Annotated in this window: 14 protein-coding genes; 8 read left to right on the forward strand and 6 right to left on the reverse strand. The window is 70.7% G+C overall.

All coding sequences use genetic code 11. The features are described 5' to 3' along the window. The first annotated feature begins 48 nt into the window (after positions 1-48). The 3 genes from ACFQU4_RS32290 to ACFQU4_RS32300 are packed head-to-tail and all read left to right on the forward strand — an operon-like array spanning position 49 to position 2,573. The gene (locus ACFQU4_RS32290; protein WP_377500138.1) at positions 49-1,563 is read left to right on the forward strand and encodes a PspC domain-containing protein; all 1,515 of its coding nucleotides are present in this window, start codon (positions 49-51) and stop codon (positions 1,561-1,563) included. Then, positions 1,560-1,736, forward strand: coding sequence for a hypothetical protein (locus tag ACFQU4_RS32295; RefSeq protein WP_377500140.1), 177 nt, complete (start codon positions 1,560-1,562; stop codon positions 1,734-1,736). The genes ACFQU4_RS32290 and ACFQU4_RS32295 overlap by 4 nt, the downstream gene beginning before the upstream one ends. A gap of 36 nt (positions 1,737-1,772) precedes the next feature. Then, the gene (locus ACFQU4_RS32300; protein ID WP_377500142.1) at positions 1,773-2,573 is read left to right on the forward strand and encodes a PspC domain-containing protein; all 801 of its coding nucleotides are present in this window, start codon (positions 1,773-1,775) and stop codon (positions 2,571-2,573) included. A 103-nt stretch (positions 2,574-2,676) separates the two neighbouring features. On the opposite strand, the gene ACFQU4_RS32305 is transcribed toward ACFQU4_RS32300, so the two are convergent. Both ACFQU4_RS32305 and ACFQU4_RS32310 read right to left on the reverse strand, forming a co-directional pair. After that, positions 2,677-3,402 (reverse strand): hypothetical protein, encoded by a 726-nt coding sequence (locus ACFQU4_RS32305; protein ID WP_377500144.1) that lies wholly within the window; start codon positions 3,400-3,402, stop codon positions 2,677-2,679. Between the two features lie 85 nt (positions 3,403-3,487). Further along, positions 3,488-5,146, reverse strand: a complete 1,659-nt coding sequence (locus ACFQU4_RS32310; RefSeq protein WP_377500146.1) for an FAD-binding dehydrogenase — start codon at positions 5,144-5,146, stop codon at positions 3,488-3,490. A 90-nt stretch (positions 5,147-5,236) separates the two neighbouring features. Here ACFQU4_RS32310 and guaA point away from each other — a divergent pair, with 90 nt between their 5' ends. Further along, the gene (guaA, locus tag ACFQU4_RS32315; RefSeq protein WP_377500148.1) at positions 5,237-6,811 is read left to right on the forward strand and encodes a glutamine-hydrolyzing GMP synthase; all 1,575 of its coding nucleotides are present in this window, start codon (positions 5,237-5,239) and stop codon (positions 6,809-6,811) included. Here guaA and ACFQU4_RS32320 read toward each other — a convergent pair whose 3' ends face one another. Further along, positions 6,812-7,405 carry a YdeI family protein gene (locus tag ACFQU4_RS32320; RefSeq protein WP_377500150.1) on the reverse strand — a complete coding sequence of 198 codons (594 nt, stop codon included), beginning with the start codon at positions 7,403-7,405 and terminating at the stop codon, positions 6,812-6,814. A gap of 162 nt (positions 7,406-7,567) precedes the next feature. On the opposite strand from ACFQU4_RS32320, the gene ACFQU4_RS32325 reads away from it, so the two are divergent. The 3 genes from ACFQU4_RS32325 (at position 7,568) to ACFQU4_RS32335 (ending at position 13,299) form a co-directional block, all read left to right on the forward strand. Continuing rightward, entirely contained in the window at positions 7,568-8,068 is a 501-nt protein-coding gene (locus tag ACFQU4_RS32325) for an RNA polymerase sigma factor (RefSeq protein ID WP_377500152.1), read from the forward strand. 109 nt (positions 8,069-8,177) lie between these two features. Beyond that, positions 8,178-10,466 (forward strand): family 43 glycosylhydrolase, encoded by a 2,289-nt coding sequence (locus ACFQU4_RS32330; protein WP_377500154.1) that lies wholly within the window; start codon positions 8,178-8,180, stop codon positions 10,464-10,466. Between the two features lie 13 nt (positions 10,467-10,479). Beyond that, positions 10,480-13,299, forward strand: coding sequence for an alpha-glucuronidase family glycosyl hydrolase (locus tag ACFQU4_RS32335; protein WP_377500156.1), 2,820 nt, complete (start codon positions 10,480-10,482; stop codon positions 13,297-13,299). A gap of 16 nt (positions 13,300-13,315) precedes the next feature. Here ACFQU4_RS32335 and ACFQU4_RS32340 read toward each other — a convergent pair whose 3' ends face one another. The 3 genes from ACFQU4_RS32340 to ACFQU4_RS32350 all read right to left on the reverse strand — a co-directional run bounded on the left by ACFQU4_RS32340 (position 13,316) and on the right by ACFQU4_RS32350 (position 15,716). Beyond that, positions 13,316-14,239, reverse strand: coding sequence for an aminoglycoside phosphotransferase family protein (locus ACFQU4_RS32340; RefSeq protein WP_377500158.1), 924 nt, complete (start codon positions 14,237-14,239; stop codon positions 13,316-13,318). Between the two features lie 136 nt (positions 14,240-14,375). Beyond that, positions 14,376-15,365: a LacI family DNA-binding transcriptional regulator gene (locus tag ACFQU4_RS32345; RefSeq protein WP_377500160.1), complete on the reverse strand. Its 990-nt coding sequence runs from the start codon at positions 15,363-15,365 to the stop codon at positions 14,376-14,378. Between the two features lie 48 nt (positions 15,366-15,413). Next, on the reverse strand, positions 15,414-15,716 hold the full coding sequence (locus ACFQU4_RS32350) for a chorismate mutase (protein ID WP_377500162.1): 303 nt from the start codon (positions 15,714-15,716) through the stop codon (positions 15,414-15,416). Between the two features lie 108 nt (positions 15,717-15,824). Between ACFQU4_RS32350 and ACFQU4_RS32355 the strand changes: the two genes are divergently transcribed. After that, entirely contained in the window at positions 15,825-17,750 is a 1,926-nt protein-coding gene (locus tag ACFQU4_RS32355; protein WP_377500164.1) for a hypothetical protein, read from the forward strand. Positions 17,751-17,773 lie beyond the last annotated feature (23 nt).

Genomic DNA, 17,773 nt, shown 5'->3' on the forward strand with positions numbered 1-17,773 from the left:
GGGGTGCTCCCGGATGGTACGAACGCGAAGGCCGGGAAGGATGGCCCCATGGGTTCGATCTGGACGATCCGGCGCAGCTCGGCTGACCGCAAGCTGACCGGGCTGTGCGGCGGCATCGCCGCGCACTGGGGCATCGACCCGTTGCTGGTCCGGATCGGCGGCGTCCTGCTCGCGCTCAGCGGCGGCGTCGGGCTGGTGCTCTACCTGGCCGGCTGGCTGTTCATCCCGGAGCAGGACTCGGAGCGTTCCAAGCTCGAGGACCTGTTCGGCCCGCGGGTCCGGAAGGTGCCCCGCGAGCTGTGGATCGCGATCGTGGCGATCGCCTGCGTGATCTCGATCAGCGTGTTCGGCTCGCTGCTCCCGTTCGGCCTCGGCCCGGCCCTGATCCTGGCCGGCATCTGGTACTTCGGCTATCACCGCGGCCGCCGCAACGACGGCCGTACCTCCGCGACGGACGAGCCGGCCCCGCCGTCGGTCGGGCAGACCCCGCAGCCGCCCTTCGGCCAGAGCTCGTACCCCCAGAACCCGTACGCGCAGAACCCGTACGCCCAGAACCCGTACGACCAGAACCCGTACGACCAGAACGCGCAAGCCCAGGACCAGACCCGGCCGAACCCGGCCGACGGGTCCGGGCAGACCCCGACCGCGGACAGCCCGTTCGCCCAGGCCGCCGAGGCCTGGCGGCGCCGGGTCGCCGAGGCGTCCGGGCAGCCGACCTCCGCCGGCCACGCCCGGCCGGCCGCCGATCCCGGCGCGGCCCGGCACACCGAGCCGACCGGCCCGACCCGGCCCACGACCTCCGCCGACTTCCAGCAGCCGCCGTGGTCGCGGTCGCAGCCGGATCCGACGGCCGCCGACGCGCAGGCCCGGGCCGCGTACTTCAGCAATCCCGACCCGATCGGGCTCTACCACCCCGAGCCGGCGCTGCCGGTGCCGGTCGCCCCGGCCCGGCCCGCCGACCGTCCGTCGGCCCGCCGGCTGCGGCTGATCGGGCTGATCGTGCTCGGGCTGGTGCTGGCCGGCCTCGGCACCGCCGACGCGTTGGGGGCACCGATCACGGCCACGATCTACGTCGCCGCGGCCCTGCTGATCGTCGGCATCACCCTGGTCGCCGCGACCTGGCTCGGCCGGGCCCGCGGCATCCTGCCGATCGGCATCGTGCTCGCGCTCGTGCTGGGCGGGGTCTCGGTGGCCGGCTCCGCGCAGCAGATGCAGGACATGGCCCGCGACGTCCGGGTGTACTCGACGCCGGCCGACCTGCCGACCGAGCCGATCCTCAAGGACTTCGGCTGGCTCGAGCTCGACCTCAGCCAGGTGGAGCTGACCAAGAACACGACGGTCGCCGCGAACGTGGACGTCGGCACGCTGCGGGTGCACGTACCCGAAGGCGTGAACCTGAACATCCGTTACCGGGTGGACAACGGGAGCGTTCTCGTCCTCGATCGGCGCGAGCAGTCGGGCAGCGACCTGGCCGACGAGGTGCCGGTGGCAACGGATCCGAAGGCGCCCACGTTGACGCTGGACCTGAAACTCGACCAAGGTTATCTGGAGGTGACGCGATGAAGCGCGATGTCGTTTCGATGATCGCGGGACTTCTGTTGAGCACGATCGCCGTCTTCGCTCTGTGGACGGCAATCGCGGGAAAGATCGAATGGGGCGTACTGCGGGTGGCCGGACCGTTGACCTTGGTAGTGGTCGGCGTGCTCGGTCTTGCCCTCTCGCGGGGCAGGGAATAGACCTATGGCCAACGACCGGACAATAAGGAGATCGGAATGAGCAATCCGTACCCGCCACCGCAGAAGCGGTTGATGCGCAGCGGTTCGAACAAGGTGTTGGCCGGTGTCTGCGGCGGGCTGGCCGAGTACCTGAACATGGACGTGACTCTCGTCCGGGTGCTCTGGGTCGTGCTCAGCCTGGTCACCGGCGGCGGCGTCGGCGTGATCGTCTACATCGTGATGGCGCTGGCTCTGCCGGAGAACACCACGCCCGGCGGGCAGCAGTCGGTGAACGGCCCGCAGCCGGGTGAGCAGCCGCAGTCGTACGCGCCGTACCAGCAGCCGCAGCAGCAGAGCGCCGACCCGGTCTGGGGCAACTCGGGCGCTCCGTGGGAGCAGTCGCAGCAGCAGGCGCCGCAGAGCGCCCAGCCCGGTCCGTTCCCGACGCCGGAGCCGACGCCGCAGCCGGAACCGTTCCCGCAGCCGGAGCCGTTCCCGCCCGCGCCGGAGCCCACTCCGGCCCCTGAGCCGACCCCGACCCCCGAGCCGACGCCGACCCCGGAGCCGACTCCCCCGGCGCCGGAGCCCTTCCCGCCCGCCCCGGAACCCGGCGAGCCCAAGGCCGCGGACTCGACCCAGGACTCCGGTTCCAGCTTCGGCGAGTCGAGCTTCGACTCCACCCCGGACGCCGGCGACACAGACTCGTCCACGACGAGCTCCTACGACTCGGGCTCCGCCGATACGGCTTCGGAGACCAGCACCACCGAGTCGAGCTCGTCCGACTCCGGCACGAGCGACTCCGGCTCCTCCGATTCGGGCAGCTCCAGCTCGGACTCGAGCAGCTCCAGCTCCAACTAGCACCACCCCGTCAGCCCGGGCCGCGCAACCGCGCCGCCCGGGCTTTCGTTTCATCGAGTGTGAGTTTGCGACCCGGATCGGAGCAGATTTCGGGTACGCAACCTCACACTCGACGTCTTTCGAAGAGGGGCTGCCGACTGCCCACGGCCGCCTCGTGGCGGGCGATGTCGCGGCTCCATTGCAGCGGGTCGGTCCGGTGCTGATCGCCGTCGTACTCGACGATCGTCTTGTACTCCTCGAACACGAGGTCCATCCGACCGATCGGCGCCTCGGCGGTGCCGATCCTGGGGTTGCAGCGAGGCTCCGGCAGGCCGGCCAGGACGAGCAGGAGCCGGAGCTCGGACTCCGTCGGCGAGTCGACTCCGGATCGCGCCAGGCTTGCGGCGCGCCGGGCCAGCCGGCAGCCGCGGCCGGACGCTCGCGCCGCCGATGCGGCGAGTTCAGCGGGCGTGGCGCGGCCCAGCCGGACCAGCCAGTCGGCCGCCGCGACGGCATCGACCAGGTCGAGGTCCGTGCAGGCGGCGAGCCAGGCCGCGGGAGGCGTCGCGACCCGGCGCCGGGAGTCCGGCAATCGGCTGACCCGGCTCAGCCGGATCCCGCGCCGGACGGTCTGGCCCGTGGTTTTGGTCGCGACCCGGATCGGCTCCGCCGAACCGGCCTCGAACCCGTGCAGCCAGAGCGCCGTCACTCCGGTGATCACGGCGTCGGCGGGCAACACCAGGACCGCGGCGGCGCGTTCGATCAAGGTCGGCTCGCCCGACCCGTTCGCGTACACACCGCGGGCCAGCCGGCGGAACCGGGACTGCCGCCGCAGCTGACGCGGGGTCAAAGAGCCGAAGGCGTCGAGTGTGAGGGTACGTACCCGAATCAGGCCGCTGCAGGGGCCGAAGCCTCACACTCGACGATGCCCAACCTCAGGCGAGGGCGCCGGCGAGGGAGCGGCCTACGGTGCGGCCGCTGAACAGGCAGCCGCCGAGGAACGTACCCTCCAGGGCTCGGTAGCCGTGCATGCCGCCACCACCGAAGCCGGCGGCCTCGCCCACCGCGTAGACGCCGGGCAGGACGTCGCCGCCCGGGACGAGGACCCGGCCGTCGAGGTCGGTCTCCAGTCCGCCGAGGGTCTTCCGGGTCAGGACGTGCAGGCGGACCGCGACCAGGGGGCCGCCGGTGCCGGCGCGGCCGGGGTGTTTCCGGTCCAGCAGGGTGTGCGGCGGGACCACCCGCATCAGCTTGTCGACGACGAACTGCCGGGCGGCCGCGATGGCCGTGATCTGCGGGTCCTTGCCGAGGCCGCTGCCGACCTGGAGGTCGCGCAGCTCGATCGTCTGGCGCAATCCTTCCGGATCGATCCGGTTCTCCGGGGTCAGCTGGTTCATCTTGGCGGCCAGCTCGGCGACGGTCTGGGCGGTCAGGAAGTCGACGCCGTGATCAAGGAACGCGCGCACCTCGGGCGTCGGGCCGGGCGCGACCCGGCCGGCCAGCAGCCGCAGGTTCTTGCCGGTCAGGTCGGCGTTCTGCTCGGAGCCGGACAGCGCGAACTCCTTGCCGACGGTCTCCACGTCGGTGACGAACCAGGAGTAGTCGTGGCCGCCGGCGGTGATCGCGCGCAGGGCGCCGAGAGCGTCGAAGCCGGGGAACAGCGGTGCGGGCAGCCGGCGTCCTTCGGGGTCAAGCCAGAGCGACGAGGGGCCGGGCAGGATCCGGATGCCGTGCTTGGTCCAGACCGGCGAGTGGTTGACGATGCCCTCCGGGTAGTGCCACATCCGGTCCGGGTTGATCACCCGGGCGCCGGCCGCCTCGGCCACTTCGAGCATCGAGCCGTCGACGTAGTCGGGGACGCCGATGATCATGTTCTTCGGCGGGTCGCCCCAGGCCCGCGGCCAGTTCTTGCGGACCAGGTCGAGGTTGCCGCCGATGCCGCCGGCCGCGATCACCACGGCCTGCGCCGAGAAGGCGACCTCGCCGACCTCCGTCCGTTCGGTACGGACTCCGCGCGGCGCATCGGACGGGGTCAGCACGGCGCCGGTCACGGTCACCCCGTCGGCGCCGACCTCCAGCCCGGTGACCCGGTGCCGGTTCCGCAGCCGTACCCGCGGCGAGGCCAGCACCTGGTTCGCGAACGGCTCGACCAGCCCGGGGCCGGTGCCCCAGGTGACGTGGAAGCGCGGCACCGAGTTGCCGTGCCCGGGCGTCGTGTAGCCGCCGCGCTCGGCCCACTGCACCAGCGGGAACCAGCGCACGCCCAGCCCGTGCAGCCAGCTGCGGGCGTCACCGGAGGCGAAGTGGACGAAGGACTCGGCCCACTTCCGCGGCCAGTAGTCCTCTTCCCGGTCGAAGCCGGCCGAGCCGTACCAGTCGGCCAGCGCGAGTTCCTCGCAGTCCTTGACGCCGAGCCGGCGTTGCTCCGGGGTGTCGATCAGGAACAGCCCGCCGAACGACCAGTGCGCCTGGCCGCCGAGGGACTGGATCGGCTCCGCGTCGAGCAGCAGTACCGACTTTCCCGCCTCGGCGAGCTCTGCCGTCGCGACCAGGCCGGACAGGCCGGCGCCGACCACGATCACATCAGCGTCCATGCCTGCATGCTGCCAGGTTTTAGGAGGGAAGGGGGATGGATAGACTTCCGGCTTCCCCCACTGTTGACGTCTGAGAAGGCACCGAACCCTATGACCCCGTTTGATCATGATCTGGTGATCGTCGTCGATTACGGCGCCCAGTACGCCCAGCTCATCGCGCGCCGGGTCCGCGAGGCCGGCGTCTATTCCGAGATCATGCCGCACACGGCGTCGGTGGAGGAGATCACGGCCCGCGGCCCGAAGGCGATCATCCTGTCCGGCGGGCCGGCCTCGGTCTACGCGCCGGGCGCGCCCGGGCTCGACCCCGCGATGCTGACCAACGGGACGCCCGTGTTCGGCATCTGCTACGGCTTCATGGCGATGGCCCAGGCCCTCGGCGGTACGGTCGCGCACACCGGCATGCGGGAGTACGGCCGCACCCCGGTCACCGTCACGGCACCGGGGGTGCTGCTGGAGGGACTGCCGAACGAGCTGAGCTCCTGGATGTCGCACGGGGACGAGGTGACCGCGGCACCGGAGGGGTTCCTGGTCAACGCCACCTCGCCGCGCGCGACGGTGGCCGCGTTCGAGAACCCGGACCGTCGGCTGGCCGGCGTGCAGTGGCACCCGGAGGTGCTGCACAGCGAGCACGGCCAGCGGGTGCTGGAGCGGTTCCTGATCGACATCGCCGGCTGCCGGCCGACCTGGACGATGGCCAACATCGTCGAGGAGCAGGTGGAGCGGATCCGGTCCGAGGTCGGCGACAAGCAGGTGCTCTGCGCGCTGTCCGGCGGCGTCGACTCGATGGTCGCGGCGGCGCTGGTGCAGCGCGCCATCGGTGATCAACTCACCTGCGTCTTCGTCGACGGCGGGCTGCTCCGGGCCGGCGAGGTCGAGCAGGTGGAGCGCGACTTCGTGGCGCACACCAAGACCGACCTCAAGGTCGTCGACGCCCAAGATCAATTCCTGTCCGAGCTGGCCGGCGTCACCGATCCGGAGACGAAGCGCAAGATCATCGGCCGGGAATACATCCGGTGCTTCGAGGCGTCGGCGCGAGAGGTCGTGGCGAGCGCCGAGTCGGATTCCGGGCACACCGTCGAGTTCCTGGTCCAGGGCACGCTCTACCCCGACGTCGTCGAGTCCGGCGGCGGCGAGGGCGCGGCCAACATCAAGAGCCACCACAACGTCGGCGGACTGCCGGATGATCTTCAGTTCCGGCTGATCGAGCCGCTGCGGACCCTGTTCAAGGACGAGGTACGCAAGGTCGGCGAGCAGCTCGGCCTGCCGCACGCGATGGTCTGGCGGCACCCGTTCCCCGGCCCCGGGCTGGCGATCCGGATCGTCGGCGAGGTCACTCGGGAACGGCTCGACCTGCTCCGCCAGGCCGATCTGATCACCCGCGAGGAGACCACCGCGGCCGGCCTGGACGGCGACATCTGGCAGTTCCCGGTGGTGCTGCTGGCCGATGTCCGCTCGGTCGGGGTGCAGGGCGACGGCCGCTCGTACGGGCACCCGATCGTGCTCCGCCCGGTCAGCAGCGAGGACGCGATGACGGCCGACTGGAGCCGGCTGCCGTACGAACTGCTGGAGAAGATCAGCACCCGGATCACCAACGAGGTGGCCGAGGTGAACCGGGTCGTGCTGGACATCACCAGCAAGCCGCCGGGCACCATCGAATGGGAATGATCAACTTCCCTTGAGCCGGCGCCGCTGCGGATAGCAGGTCTCGCCGCGGCCGAGCATCGCGGTGAACTCCGCGAGCCGCTCGGCGCGGTCGGCGCCGGCCTGCTCCAGCCGGTGCAGCACGGCGAACCGGTTCTCCTTGGTCAAGATCGAGAACATCTCGGCGGCCCTCGGCTGAGCGGCCAGCGCGGCCCTCAGATCCTCCGGTACGGAGAGCTCCGGCGCCCCGGCGAGCGCCATCTCCCAGCGCCCGTCCGCCTGTGCCCGTTCGACCTCGGCCAGTCCGGCCGGCCGCAGCCGGCCCTCCTCGGTCAGGATCCGCACCCGCTCCGTGTTGCTGAGCGACCACGGGCTCTTCGGTCGCCGCGGCGTGTAGCGCTGCAGGTAGGTGGCCGCGTCCCGGCTCTTGGTGTGGCCGTCGATCCAGCCGTAGCAGAGCGCCTCCAGCAGCGCGAGCTCGTACGTCACCGAGGTGGGGTCGGTGACGCCCTTCTTGGCCAGCACCAGCCAGACGCCCGCGGTGTCGGTGTGATGGCGATCGAGCCAGTCCCGCCAGGCGACCGGGTCCGGCACCGTGAGCACGTCAAGATCAGCCATGGCTCGCATATTGCCAGCCCCGTACCGATGCCGCCGGAAATGCATTCGACGTGCATCCCGAATGCGGGCTTGCCGTAGACATGGAGCCTCAGGCGCGCCGCGAAGCCCCCAGCGCTCGTCACCCGCTCGGCACCGGACGCCTGTCAATCGCGGGGGAAGGTCATGGATCCTGAAACGTTCGACGCCTTCTATACAACGTCGTTCGGCCGATTGGTCGGCCAGGTCTATGCCATGTGCGGAAACTTCGCCGAGGCCCAGGACTGCGTCCAGGAGGCGTTCGTCCGGGCCTGGGACAAGCGGCTCAGCCTCGATCCCGACCTGGCGCCGGAGGCCTGGGTGCGTACGGTCGCGTACCGGCTCGCGGTCAGCCGCTGGCGCCGGGCGAAGCGGGCCCTGCAGCCGCCGGACCGGGCCAAGCAGCCGGACCGTACCCCGGCCGAACCGGACGTGAACGGCATCGCCCTGGCCCGCGCGCTCGCCGGGCTCCCGGCCGAGCAGCGGCGGGCGATCGTGCTGCACCATCTTTGTGATCTTTCGGTCGCCGAGGTGGCCCGCGAGGTCGGGGCGCCGGAGGGAACGATCAAGGCCCGGCTGTCCCGCGGCCGGGCCACGCTGGCCGCCCAGTTGCGGAGCGAGCCCGTACCTTCGCCTCGAGCGGCCTGACCGACCAGGAACCGGCAACGGCGGCAAACCCTTGTCACCTGAATTAACGATCACTTACTGTCTGGGTGATCGTTAATCCGCCGCAACTGACTCGATGAGGAGCAGGTTCATGGCTCGGACCCTGTCGACCCGTTCGATCGTCGCCGCGCTGGTGCTGGTGTTGATCACCGCGCTGGCCGGCTCGCCGCCCGCCGGCGCCGCACCGGACGAACCGGCCGCCCGCTACACCAACCCGCTGATGGCCGACGTCGCCCAGGCGTTCTCCGACGTCGGCCTGATCCGGGCCAAGGACGGCGCCTGGTACGCGTACGCGACGAACACGATCATGACCCACGAGAACTCGGAGAACGGTGGGCCGGGGCACCTGATGCCGATGGTGCGCTCGTACGACCTGGTGCACTGGGAGTTCCTCGGCGACACGTTCAGCGATGCCAACCATCCGGTCTGGGCGGGCTGGCCGAACAAGGGCTACTGGGCGCCGGACGTGCGCTACGTCGACGGCGAATACCGCATGTATTACTCGGCTCCCGGCTCGACCGCCCTGGATGCCGCGATCGGGCTGGCCACCGCGCCGACCCCGGCCGGCCCGTGGACCGACATCGGACGCCCGGTGGTCAACTTCGTCGCCGACAGCGAGGTGATGGAGATCGACCCGATGATGTTCATCGACGACGACGGCACCAAGTACCTCTACTACGGTTCATTCCGGCGCGGCGGGATGCACGTCGTCCGGCTGTCCGCGGACGGCCGGAGCACGGTCGGCGAGTCCCGCCAGATCGTCGCCGGTGATCGCGGCGAGGCGGCCTGGGTGACCAAGCGGGACGGCTTCTACTACCTGTTCTACTCGGGCTACGGCTGCTGCATGGGCAATGTCGGCGGCGGTGGCTATCCGGTGCTGGCCGGTCGGTCCACCTCCCCGACCGGGCCGTTCGTCGACGAGAACGGCATCGCCCTCACCGCCGAGCAGCCGGGCGGCACGATCGTGAACTCGTTCAACGGCAACCTGCTGTCGGCGACCGGGCACAACGCGGTCACCGTCGACCGGTCAGGCCAGCAGTGGAACCTGGTCAACTCCGACTTCCGGTTCGAGCTGCCCTGGGGCGGCCGGCCGCAGTCGATGGACCGGCTGGACTGGATCGGCGGCTGGCCGACGGTACGGGCCGGTCGCTGGACCTCCGACACCCCGCAACCGGCGCCGGCGACCGGCTGGACCGCGGGCAGCCTGTTCACCGAAGCCGGTGATCTCGACGACTGGCGGGCGATCGGCGGGACCTGGTCGCTCGGCGAGGATCCGTCCAGCGGCGGGTACGTCCAGCCCGCGCCGACCGACCGGACGGCGAAGTTGATCACCGAGCAGTCCGGGCCGGCCGACTTCCGGGCCGAGGCCGATCTGCGGACCGTGGCCGGGCAGCCCGGCAGGGCCGGATTGATCTTCGGCCACCAGTCCGACCGGAGCTACGCGGTCGCTTGGCTGGATCCGGCGCGGGGTGCGCTGCGGGTCGAGCAGCGGGTCGGCGGCCAGGTCGTCCAGGTCTCGGAATCCCCACTGCACCAGGGATTCCGGTACGACACCTGGAACTCGGTCAGCGTCGAGGTCCGGGCCGGCCGGGCCACCGTCCAGGTCGCGCCGGCGCTCGGCGACAACCCGCTGGCCGAGGTTTCGGTACGGCTCGAAGACGCGTTGACCGGGGCCGCGCCGGTCGGGGTCGCGACCTCGGGCGGCACGGCGCAGGCGGACAACATCGGGATCGCCCCGCTGTACCGGCCGGTGACCGAGAAGGTTCCCGATCCGCGGCCGGGCCGGCCGCTGACCTCGTACAGCGACGAGTTCGAGGGGCCGCTCGACCCGAGCTGGCAGTGGACCGCCGCCGCCGACCAGGGCCGGGTCGAGGACGGCCGGCTGGTCTGGGACACCCAGCCGCTCGATCTCAGCGAGGAGAAGGGGCCGGCGGCGACGGTGCTGCTGCGCGATGCGCCCGACGGCGACTACCTGGTCGAGGCGAAGCTGACACTGCCGTTCCGGGGCAGCACCGGCAACGCCCGGGCCGGCCTGATCGCCTGGTCCTCCCGTACGTCGTCGCTGCAGCTCGCCCCGACCAAGATCGGCTCCGGGCGGCAGGCGGTGCTCTGGCCCGGCGCCGACGACAGCCCGTGGCCGGAGGCGATCCAGCTCGGCCCGAGCGCCGACACGATGTGGCTCCGGCTGCGCCACACCAGGCAACCCGACACCGGCGAGCACCTGTTCCAGGCGGCGACCAGCCTGGACGGGAAGCGCTGGCAGTGGGGCAGCTTCTGGCACCTGCCGGCCGACGCGGCGCCGCTGAAGCTCGGGCTGGTGTCGATGGGCGGCACCGGCAGCACGGCGACCTTCGACTACGTCCGGACCTACGAGTCCTGAGAGGGATCGGACCATGATCACGCGACGTACCCTGCTGGCCGGCGGCGCGGCCGGAGCCCTGGCCGCCGGACTGCTGACCGGCGCCGAACCTGCCCATGCCGCCGTGCCGGAGGACGGCTATGACCTGTGGCTGCGCTACCGGCAGGTCGACGACGCCGACCTGCTGGGCCGCTACCGGGCGGCGCTCGATCATGTCGTGGTGCTCGGTGATCATGCCGTGCTGCGGTCGGCCGGTGCCGAGCTGGCCCGCGGCCTGTCCGGGCTGCTCGGCCGCACCGTGCCGGTCCGGGACCAGGCCGGGCCCGGCGCCGTCGTGGTGACCGTCGACGCCGGCCTGGACCGGTTGGGTCCGGAGGGTTTACTGATCACCCGGAAGTCCGGGCCGGACCGGTTCATGATCACCTCGGCCGGCGAACGTGGCGTGCTCTACGGCGCGTTCCGGTTCCTGCAGCACCTGCAGCGGCACCGGCCGCTGGACCGGTTGGAGCAGTCCGACCGGCCGGCGGCCCCGCTGCGGATGATCAACCACTGGGACAACCTCAACCGCAGTGTCGAGCGCGGCTATGCGGGGAAGTCGATCTTCGTCTGGGACGAGCTGCCCGAACTCCGGGAGCGCTATACCGACTACGCCCGGGCGCTCGCCTCGGTCGGGGTCAACCACACGGTGATCAACAACGTCAACGCCAGCGCCGAGTTCCTGCGCAGCGAACGGCTGCCCGGCCTGGCGGCCCTGGCCGGCGTGTTCCGGGCCTGGGGCATCCGGCTGTGGATCTCGGCGAACTACGCCAGCCCGATCGCGCTGACCAAGGGCGACCCGGGCCCGATCACCGTCGCCGATCCGCTGGACAGCCGGGTGCAGCAGTGGTGGCAGACCAAGATCGACGAGCTCTATCGGCTGATCCCGGACTTCGGCGGCTTCCTGGTCAAGGCGAACTCCGAGGGCCAGCCCGGGCCGCTCGACTACGGCCGGACCCATGCCGAGGGTGCCAACATGCTGGCCGAGCGGCTCGCCCCGCACGACGGCCGGCTGGTCTGGCGTTCCTTCGTCCACGAGGGTTTCGACGACTGGGCCGAATACCAGTACCAGGTCTTCCACCCACTGGACGGCGACTTCGTCGAGAACGCTGCCGTGCAGACCAAGAACGGTCCGATCGACTTCCAGGTCCGGGAGCCGGTCAACCCGCTGTTCGGCGGGCTGCCGCAGACCAACCAGGTGATCGAACTGCAGATCACCCAGGAATACACCGGGCACTCCACCCACCTGTGCTACCTGGTGCCGGAGTGGAAGACGATCTTGGGCTTCGACACCCACACCGGGACCGGCGCCGGGCCGACGGTGGCCGACATCGTCACCGGCACCGCGTACGGCCAGCACAACGTCGGTCTCGCCGGAGTGATCAACTTCGGCGACGACCGGGACTGGACCGGCTACCAGCTGGGCGCGGCCAACACCCACGGCTATGCCCGACTGGCCTGGAATCCGCGGCTGTCCGCCGACGAGATCGTCACCGAGTGGATCGAGCTCACCTTCGGCCGGAATCGCCAGGTCACGACGACCCTGAAGTCGATCATGCTCCGGTCCTGGCAGACGTACGAGGGCTACACCTCACCGCTCGGGATGGGCTACCTGACGTACCCGCTGGGGGCGCACTTCGCGCCGGACCCGATCTCGACCCAGAACCTGTCCCACCACACCACCGCCGAGGGCACCGGCTTCGACCGGACACTGGCGACGGGGACCGGCTATCCCGGCCTCTACGCCGAGCACTGGCGGCGGCTCTACGAAGATCTTGATCAATGCCCGGACGAGCTGCTGCTGTTCCTGCACTGGGTGCCCTACACCCACCGGCTGCAGTCCGGGAAGACCATGATCCAGCACGTGTACGACAGCCACTTCGACGGTGCACAACGGGTTTCGGGGTTCCGGAAGGACTGGGCAGGGCTGGCCGGCTTGGTCGACCGGGACCGGCATCGCGACATCGCTGCCACCTTCGATGATCACCTCGTCGAGGCTGAGCGGTGGCGGGACAGCATCGTCGGCTACTTCTTCGACCGGTCGCGAATCCTGTCCACCGGGACCGGCTGGCTGCAGTTGGCGTACCCGAACGGGAGGCTACTCTTCGGCGGCCGGCCGAACCCGCTGCCGGTCATGATCACGAACGCCACCCGGGAGGCGCTGTCGATCACCGCGGGCGTGCACCCGGTCGACGGCGACTGGCAGACCGGCCGGGTGACCGCCGAGATCGGCTCCGGTCAGACGGCGGCGGTGGAGCTTCCGGTGACGCCGCCGCTGATCGCCGACCTGGCCGACCTCGTCGTCGACCTCGATCCCGCGCTGACCGGGCTCGGCGCCCGGCACCAGACCTTCGTGATCACGCCCGATCCGGAGCAGTGCCACCTCGCCCTCGACGTCGGCACGGCTGACAGCCCCTTGGTGCCAGGCTACGTCCGCCTCGCGCCGAACACGAGCTGGGACGAGACCCGGGGCTTCGGCTGGGTCGGCGGTGCCCCGCAGGGCCGGGACCGGGCCGGCCGCTGGGACGCCCTGCGCCGCGACTTCTGCGGCGACTACCCGGCCAAGACGCTGCGCGTCCGGCTGCCCGCCGGGCCGGTCCGGCTGGCCGCGCTGGTCGGCGACGGCGGGCCCGACGTGCCGCCGACGATCATCACCGAGGGCGACCGTCTGCTCGCGGTGTCGACCGACCTCAAGGGCGGCACCTTCACCTGGCTGCACGCCGAGCTCGACGGCGGCCCCACCGGCCGTACCGCCGACCTGACCTTCGACAGCGAACCGGACCGTTTCTGGCACCTGGCCGCCCTCGTCCTGACCTGACACAGCCCGACTAGGGTCAGTTCAGGACGGCGGCCCGTACCTCCGGCCGTCGCAGCAGCTCGGCACACCACCGGAAGTGGCCGTCGGTCTCACCCTGGCCGAAGTACGCGTTGGTGATCACGGCATAGGCCGCGCGGTACAGGTCGTAGCGGGCCGGATCATGATCGAACCGGTCGAGGAACGCCTGGGTCAAGATCGTTTCGGAGGTGCGGGCGTCGGGCCCGTACATGTCGAAGATGCTCGCTGCGACGGCCGCCTCGAACTGCGGGTCGCCGACCGTCGTCAGGAACCCGAAGTCCAGCACGCCGCTGACCTCGCCCTGATGGACCTGCACATTGGCCGGGATCAGGTCGCCGTGGATCAGGACCGGCGGTTCGTCGGCGGGCAGCGCCTCGAGTCCGGCGACCAGGGCGCTCACGAGGTCGTCGGCCTGATCGACGTCGCGGCGCAGCAGGTCCGGCGCGGCCCGGAACCGACGTTCGACCAGCTCGGCGAGGGCGGTGCCGAAGGGTGCCGGCCAGGTCAGCGGCTGATCACCGGGGAGGATCGGCAGCGCCGCCAGGTCGGCCGTGCCGGCGATCTGCGCCAGCCCGGCCAGGACATCCCCCATCAGGCGCACGCCGTCCGGGGTGACGACCGGCGGCGCAGGATCACGGTCCAGTCGCAGCGGGCGGCCGTGCACCCGGCGTTCGACGGTGATGATCAACTCACCGTCCTCGATCAGGTCCAGCACGCTGGGCACGACGAACGGCGCCGACACCCGGCGCAGCGCCGAGCCGAAGCGCACCAGGGCATCAAGATCATCACGGGACCGGCCGTGCCAGATCTTCGCGACCTCGTCGTCGCTCAGTTCGACCACGGTGCCTTCCATCCCGGCACCCAGCACGGCGCCCGGCGTCCAGCCGTTGCGCCGCAACAGTCGATCCACGCGCTCGTCCACGGCGGCAACCTACGCGAGGCCTGCCGCGCCCGCCAACGCAATTCGGGGGCTGTCGCGAGAACTCCTCAACTCGCGCGCTGGAGCGCTATATCGCCTCCAGCGGCTGAGTTGTGGAGCTTTGGCGACAACAGACGAACTACCGGGGCGGGGTGGTGGTATCGCGGAAGATGATCTCGGTGGGAGCGGCAGCCGGCGGATCGGGTTCGGGCTCGTTGCGGAGGGCGGCGATCAGGCGGCGCATGCCGTGCCGGCCGGAGGTCTCGCGGTCGACCCGGACGGTGGACAGGGCCGGGGTGCCGTAGCGGACCAGGGTGAGGTCGTCCCAGCCGGTCACGCTCAGATCCTCGGGGACCCGCCAGCCGCGCCGGAAGGCGGCGTGCAGCACGCCGACGCCAAGATGATCACTCGCCGCGACGACGGCGGTGACCGGGGTGTCGTCGGGCAGTGAGGTGATCGCGCGGACGCCGGTCTCGGGGTCCCAGGGGCCTTCGTACTCGCCGTGCGAGGTGATGCCGAGCCGCTCGCAGGCGTTCCGGTAGCCGGTGCGGCGCAGCTGGGCGGAGCGCCAGTCCTGCGGGCCGGCGACGTGGAACAGGTGCCGGTGGCCGAGCTCGTACAGCCGCCGGACGATCTCCTCCATGGTGGCGAGATCGGCGGCCACCGCCTCGACGGCGCGCAGCCGGTCGTCGAACTCCTCGGTCTGGACGATCACTCCCCCGCTGCGCGGGTCGACGGCCAACGGGGTCACCGAGAGGACACCGTCGACCTGGCCGCTGGCCAGCAACTCGGCCGCGAGCGTGCTCAGCGACTCCGGCTTCTCGTTGACGCCGATCACCACCTCGACCCGGTAGCCGAGCCGGTGTGCCTCGTCGCTGGCGGCGGCCACGGTCCGCTCCGGTCCGGTCCAGCCGGGCAGGATGATCGCGACGACGCCGGTGTTGCGGGTCCGCATCGCCCGCGCCATCAGATTCGGCCGGTAGCCGAGTTCGTCGATCGCGGCCCGGATCCGCTGCACCGGCTCCGGCCCGACGGTCGGATCGGAACGCAGATAGCGCGAGACGGTCTGGTGGGAGACCCCGGCGCGCGCGGCCACGTCGTGCAGGGTCGGCCGGCGCCGGTCGCTCATGCGGCCAGCCTACTGGCGGCCGAGTGATCGTTCACGCAGTCGCGCGGCTCAGGAGGCCGCGTGGTGCTCCGCGATCGCCTGGTGGTGCCGGACCACCTCGGCCACGATGAAGTTGAGGAACTTCTCGGCGAACTCCGGATCCAGCTTGGCCTCGGCTGCAAGATCACGAAGCCGGCTGATCTGTTGTGCCTCGCGAGCCGGATCGGCCGGCGGGAGCCCGTACTGCGCCTTCAACTCCCCCACCCGCTGCGTGATCTTGAACCGCTCGGCCAGCAGATGAACCAGCGCTGCGTCCATGTTGTCGATACTGTCCCGCAGCCGGTGGAGTTCGGTCATCACCTGATCGGTCACCCGGGTCAGCGTAGTCCGTACCCGAGGAAGCCCATCCGCGCATAGCGGTTGACCGAAAAGATAGTTTGGGCCTTGCCCAAACCTTCGGCGCCGCCCTAGCGTAAGCCAATGGACCGACGTCAGCTTCTCAAGACCAGTGGCCTGGCAGCCCTCGCGGGCACGACACTGGCCGGTGCCGGGCAGCTCCCCGCACTGGCGGCACAACCTCCGAAGCTGTACGGGACGGCCGCTCTCAGCGCCGCCATCGTCGGCTTCGCCACCGACGGGACCACAGCCTGGTTCGTCAGTCGGAGCCAGACTCCGCCGAAGGTGATCACGTTCGACATTCCGTCCCTCGCCGTGACGAAGGTGGTCGGACTGGAGCGCGGCGACGGCGGCTGGGCCTCGGGGCTGTCCGGCGGCAAGCTCTACGTCGGCACCTACTCGTTCGGCGACGTGATCGAGTACGACCCCGCGACCGGGACCGCCACCACCCTCGGCACGATCGGCCCGGTCGGGACCATCGTCTGGCAGACCGCCGTGGCGCCCGACGGCACGCTCTACTTCGGCACCTCGCCCCGTGCCGAGGTCTGGTCGCTCGACCCCGCGACCCGCAAATTGACCAACCTCGGCAAGGTGGCGCCGGACGCCGGATTCGCCCGCTTGCTCGCCGCGGACGAGCGCTACGTCTACGTCGGCACCATCCCTTCACACGTGATCCGGATCGACCGGGCCAGCGGGGCGAAGGTCGACATCATGCCCAGCGACACCGCGCTGACCACCGGATTGGCCGCTCTGGAGGTACGCAACGGCAAGGTCTACGCAGGAGTCAGCAACGGCGTGATCGAGATCGAGTCCGACGGCTCCGGGTTCGTCGATCTGCCCGCACCCGATGAGTACCTGATCGACGCCATCACCTTCGACGCCGACGGCGCGGTCGTCGCGCTGGGCCGCCGGACCGGGCACATCCTGCGACGTTCCGGCGACGCGATGGAAGTGATCGGCCAGGGACCGGACGGAGACGAGAACCGAGGCGTCGAGGTACTGGCCGACGGGCGGATCCTCGGTGCCTGCGGCAGCGGCCGGATCTTCGTCTTCGACCCCGACAGTGGCGAGCAGCCGACCAGCGACCTGGTCGAGCACCCCGAGGCGGCCGGACCGGAGCTGCTGCAGTCGCTCTGCCTCGGGCCGGACGGCACGGTAGCCACCGGCGGCACCTTCGCGATCACCGTGCACGACCCGCTTCGGCGGACCAGTTCGCGGCACCACGTCGCCGGCGAGCCGAAAGACATGATTCCCTGGCGCAACGGAGTGATCGCGGCGCTCTATCCGAGCAGCGAGTTGATCTTCCTCCGTCCGGACACCGGCAAGATCAGGAGCTACGGCCGGATCCTGAACGGACAGCAACGACCCTGGTCCGTGGTCCGGTACCCGACGTCGGAAACGATCTTGATCGCGAGCGCGCCGCCGACCGGTTCCCTGCAGGGCGGGCTGACCCTGCTCGATCCGGTTTCCGGCGAGTTCGAGGTGCGGCTGGACATCCTGAAGAACCAGGGCCTCACCTCGATCGCCCTGGACGGCGACCTCGCCTACATCGCGGGCGACACCTGGGGTGGCGGCGGCATCACGCCGACCGAGCCGACCAGCGAGGTGGCCGTCTTCGACCTGAAGACCAAGAAGGTGGTCGAACGGTTCGCGCCGCTGCCGGGCATGCCCAGCATCCAGAGCATCGCCGTGCTGAACGGGATCCTGTACGTCTCGTACAAGCGGGCCTCCGCCACCTGGATCGCGTACGACCTCGCCAAGCGGACCGTGATCGCGCAGGGCAAGCTGAGCGGCTACGGAGTGATCACCGTGACCGGCGGCAAGGTGTACGTGGGAGCGAACTTCGGCGACAACCTGTACCGGATCGGCCCCGGGCTGACCGAGGCGGAGGTGCTCTACACCGGGATCGGCACCAACTGGTACACCGTGCCGCGGATCATCCCGTCCGGCCGCGGCGCCACCGGCTGGACCGCGATCAATCGCGACCTCGCCCTGATCGACCTCACCTGACGGCGACCTGCCCGGCACAATGG

The sequence above is a fragment of the Microlunatus sp. GCM10028923 genome, assembly GCF_042666975.1.
Lineage (GTDB): Bacteria > Actinomycetota > Actinomycetes > Propionibacteriales > Propionibacteriaceae > Microlunatus.

Excerpts from the sequence above, each read along its gene's own strand:
- ACFQU4_RS32300 (WP_377500142.1), top strand. The coding sequence starts at position 1,773 with ATGAGCAATCCGTACCCGCCACCGCAGAAGCGGTTGATGCGCAGCGGT.
- ACFQU4_RS32345 (WP_377500160.1), bottom strand. The coding sequence starts at position 15,365 with ATGAGCGACCGGCGCCGGCCGACCCTGCACGACGTGGCCGCGCGCGCC.
- ACFQU4_RS32330 (WP_377500154.1), top strand. The coding sequence starts at position 8,178 with ATGGCTCGGACCCTGTCGACCCGTTCGATCGTCGCCGCGCTGGTGCTG.
- ACFQU4_RS32355 (WP_377500164.1), top strand. The coding sequence starts at position 15,825 with ATGGACCGACGTCAGCTTCTCAAGACCAGTGGCCTGGCAGCCCTCGCG.
- ACFQU4_RS32295 (WP_377500140.1), top strand. The coding sequence starts at position 1,560 with ATGAAGCGCGATGTCGTTTCGATGATCGCGGGACTTCTGTTGAGCACG.
- ACFQU4_RS32310 (WP_377500146.1), bottom strand. The coding sequence starts at position 5,146 with ATGGACGCTGATGTGATCGTGGTCGGCGCCGGCCTGTCCGGCCTGGTC.
- ACFQU4_RS32320 (WP_377500150.1), bottom strand. The coding sequence starts at position 7,405 with ATGGCTGATCTTGACGTGCTCACGGTGCCGGACCCGGTCGCCTGGCGG.
- guaA (WP_377500148.1), top strand. The coding sequence starts at position 5,237 with ATGACCCCGTTTGATCATGATCTGGTGATCGTCGTCGATTACGGCGCC.
- ACFQU4_RS32325 (WP_377500152.1), top strand. The coding sequence starts at position 7,568 with ATGGATCCTGAAACGTTCGACGCCTTCTATACAACGTCGTTCGGCCGA.
- ACFQU4_RS32290 (WP_377500138.1), top strand. The coding sequence starts at position 49 with ATGGGTTCGATCTGGACGATCCGGCGCAGCTCGGCTGACCGCAAGCTG.
- ACFQU4_RS32335 (WP_377500156.1), top strand. The coding sequence starts at position 10,480 with ATGATCACGCGACGTACCCTGCTGGCCGGCGGCGCGGCCGGAGCCCTG.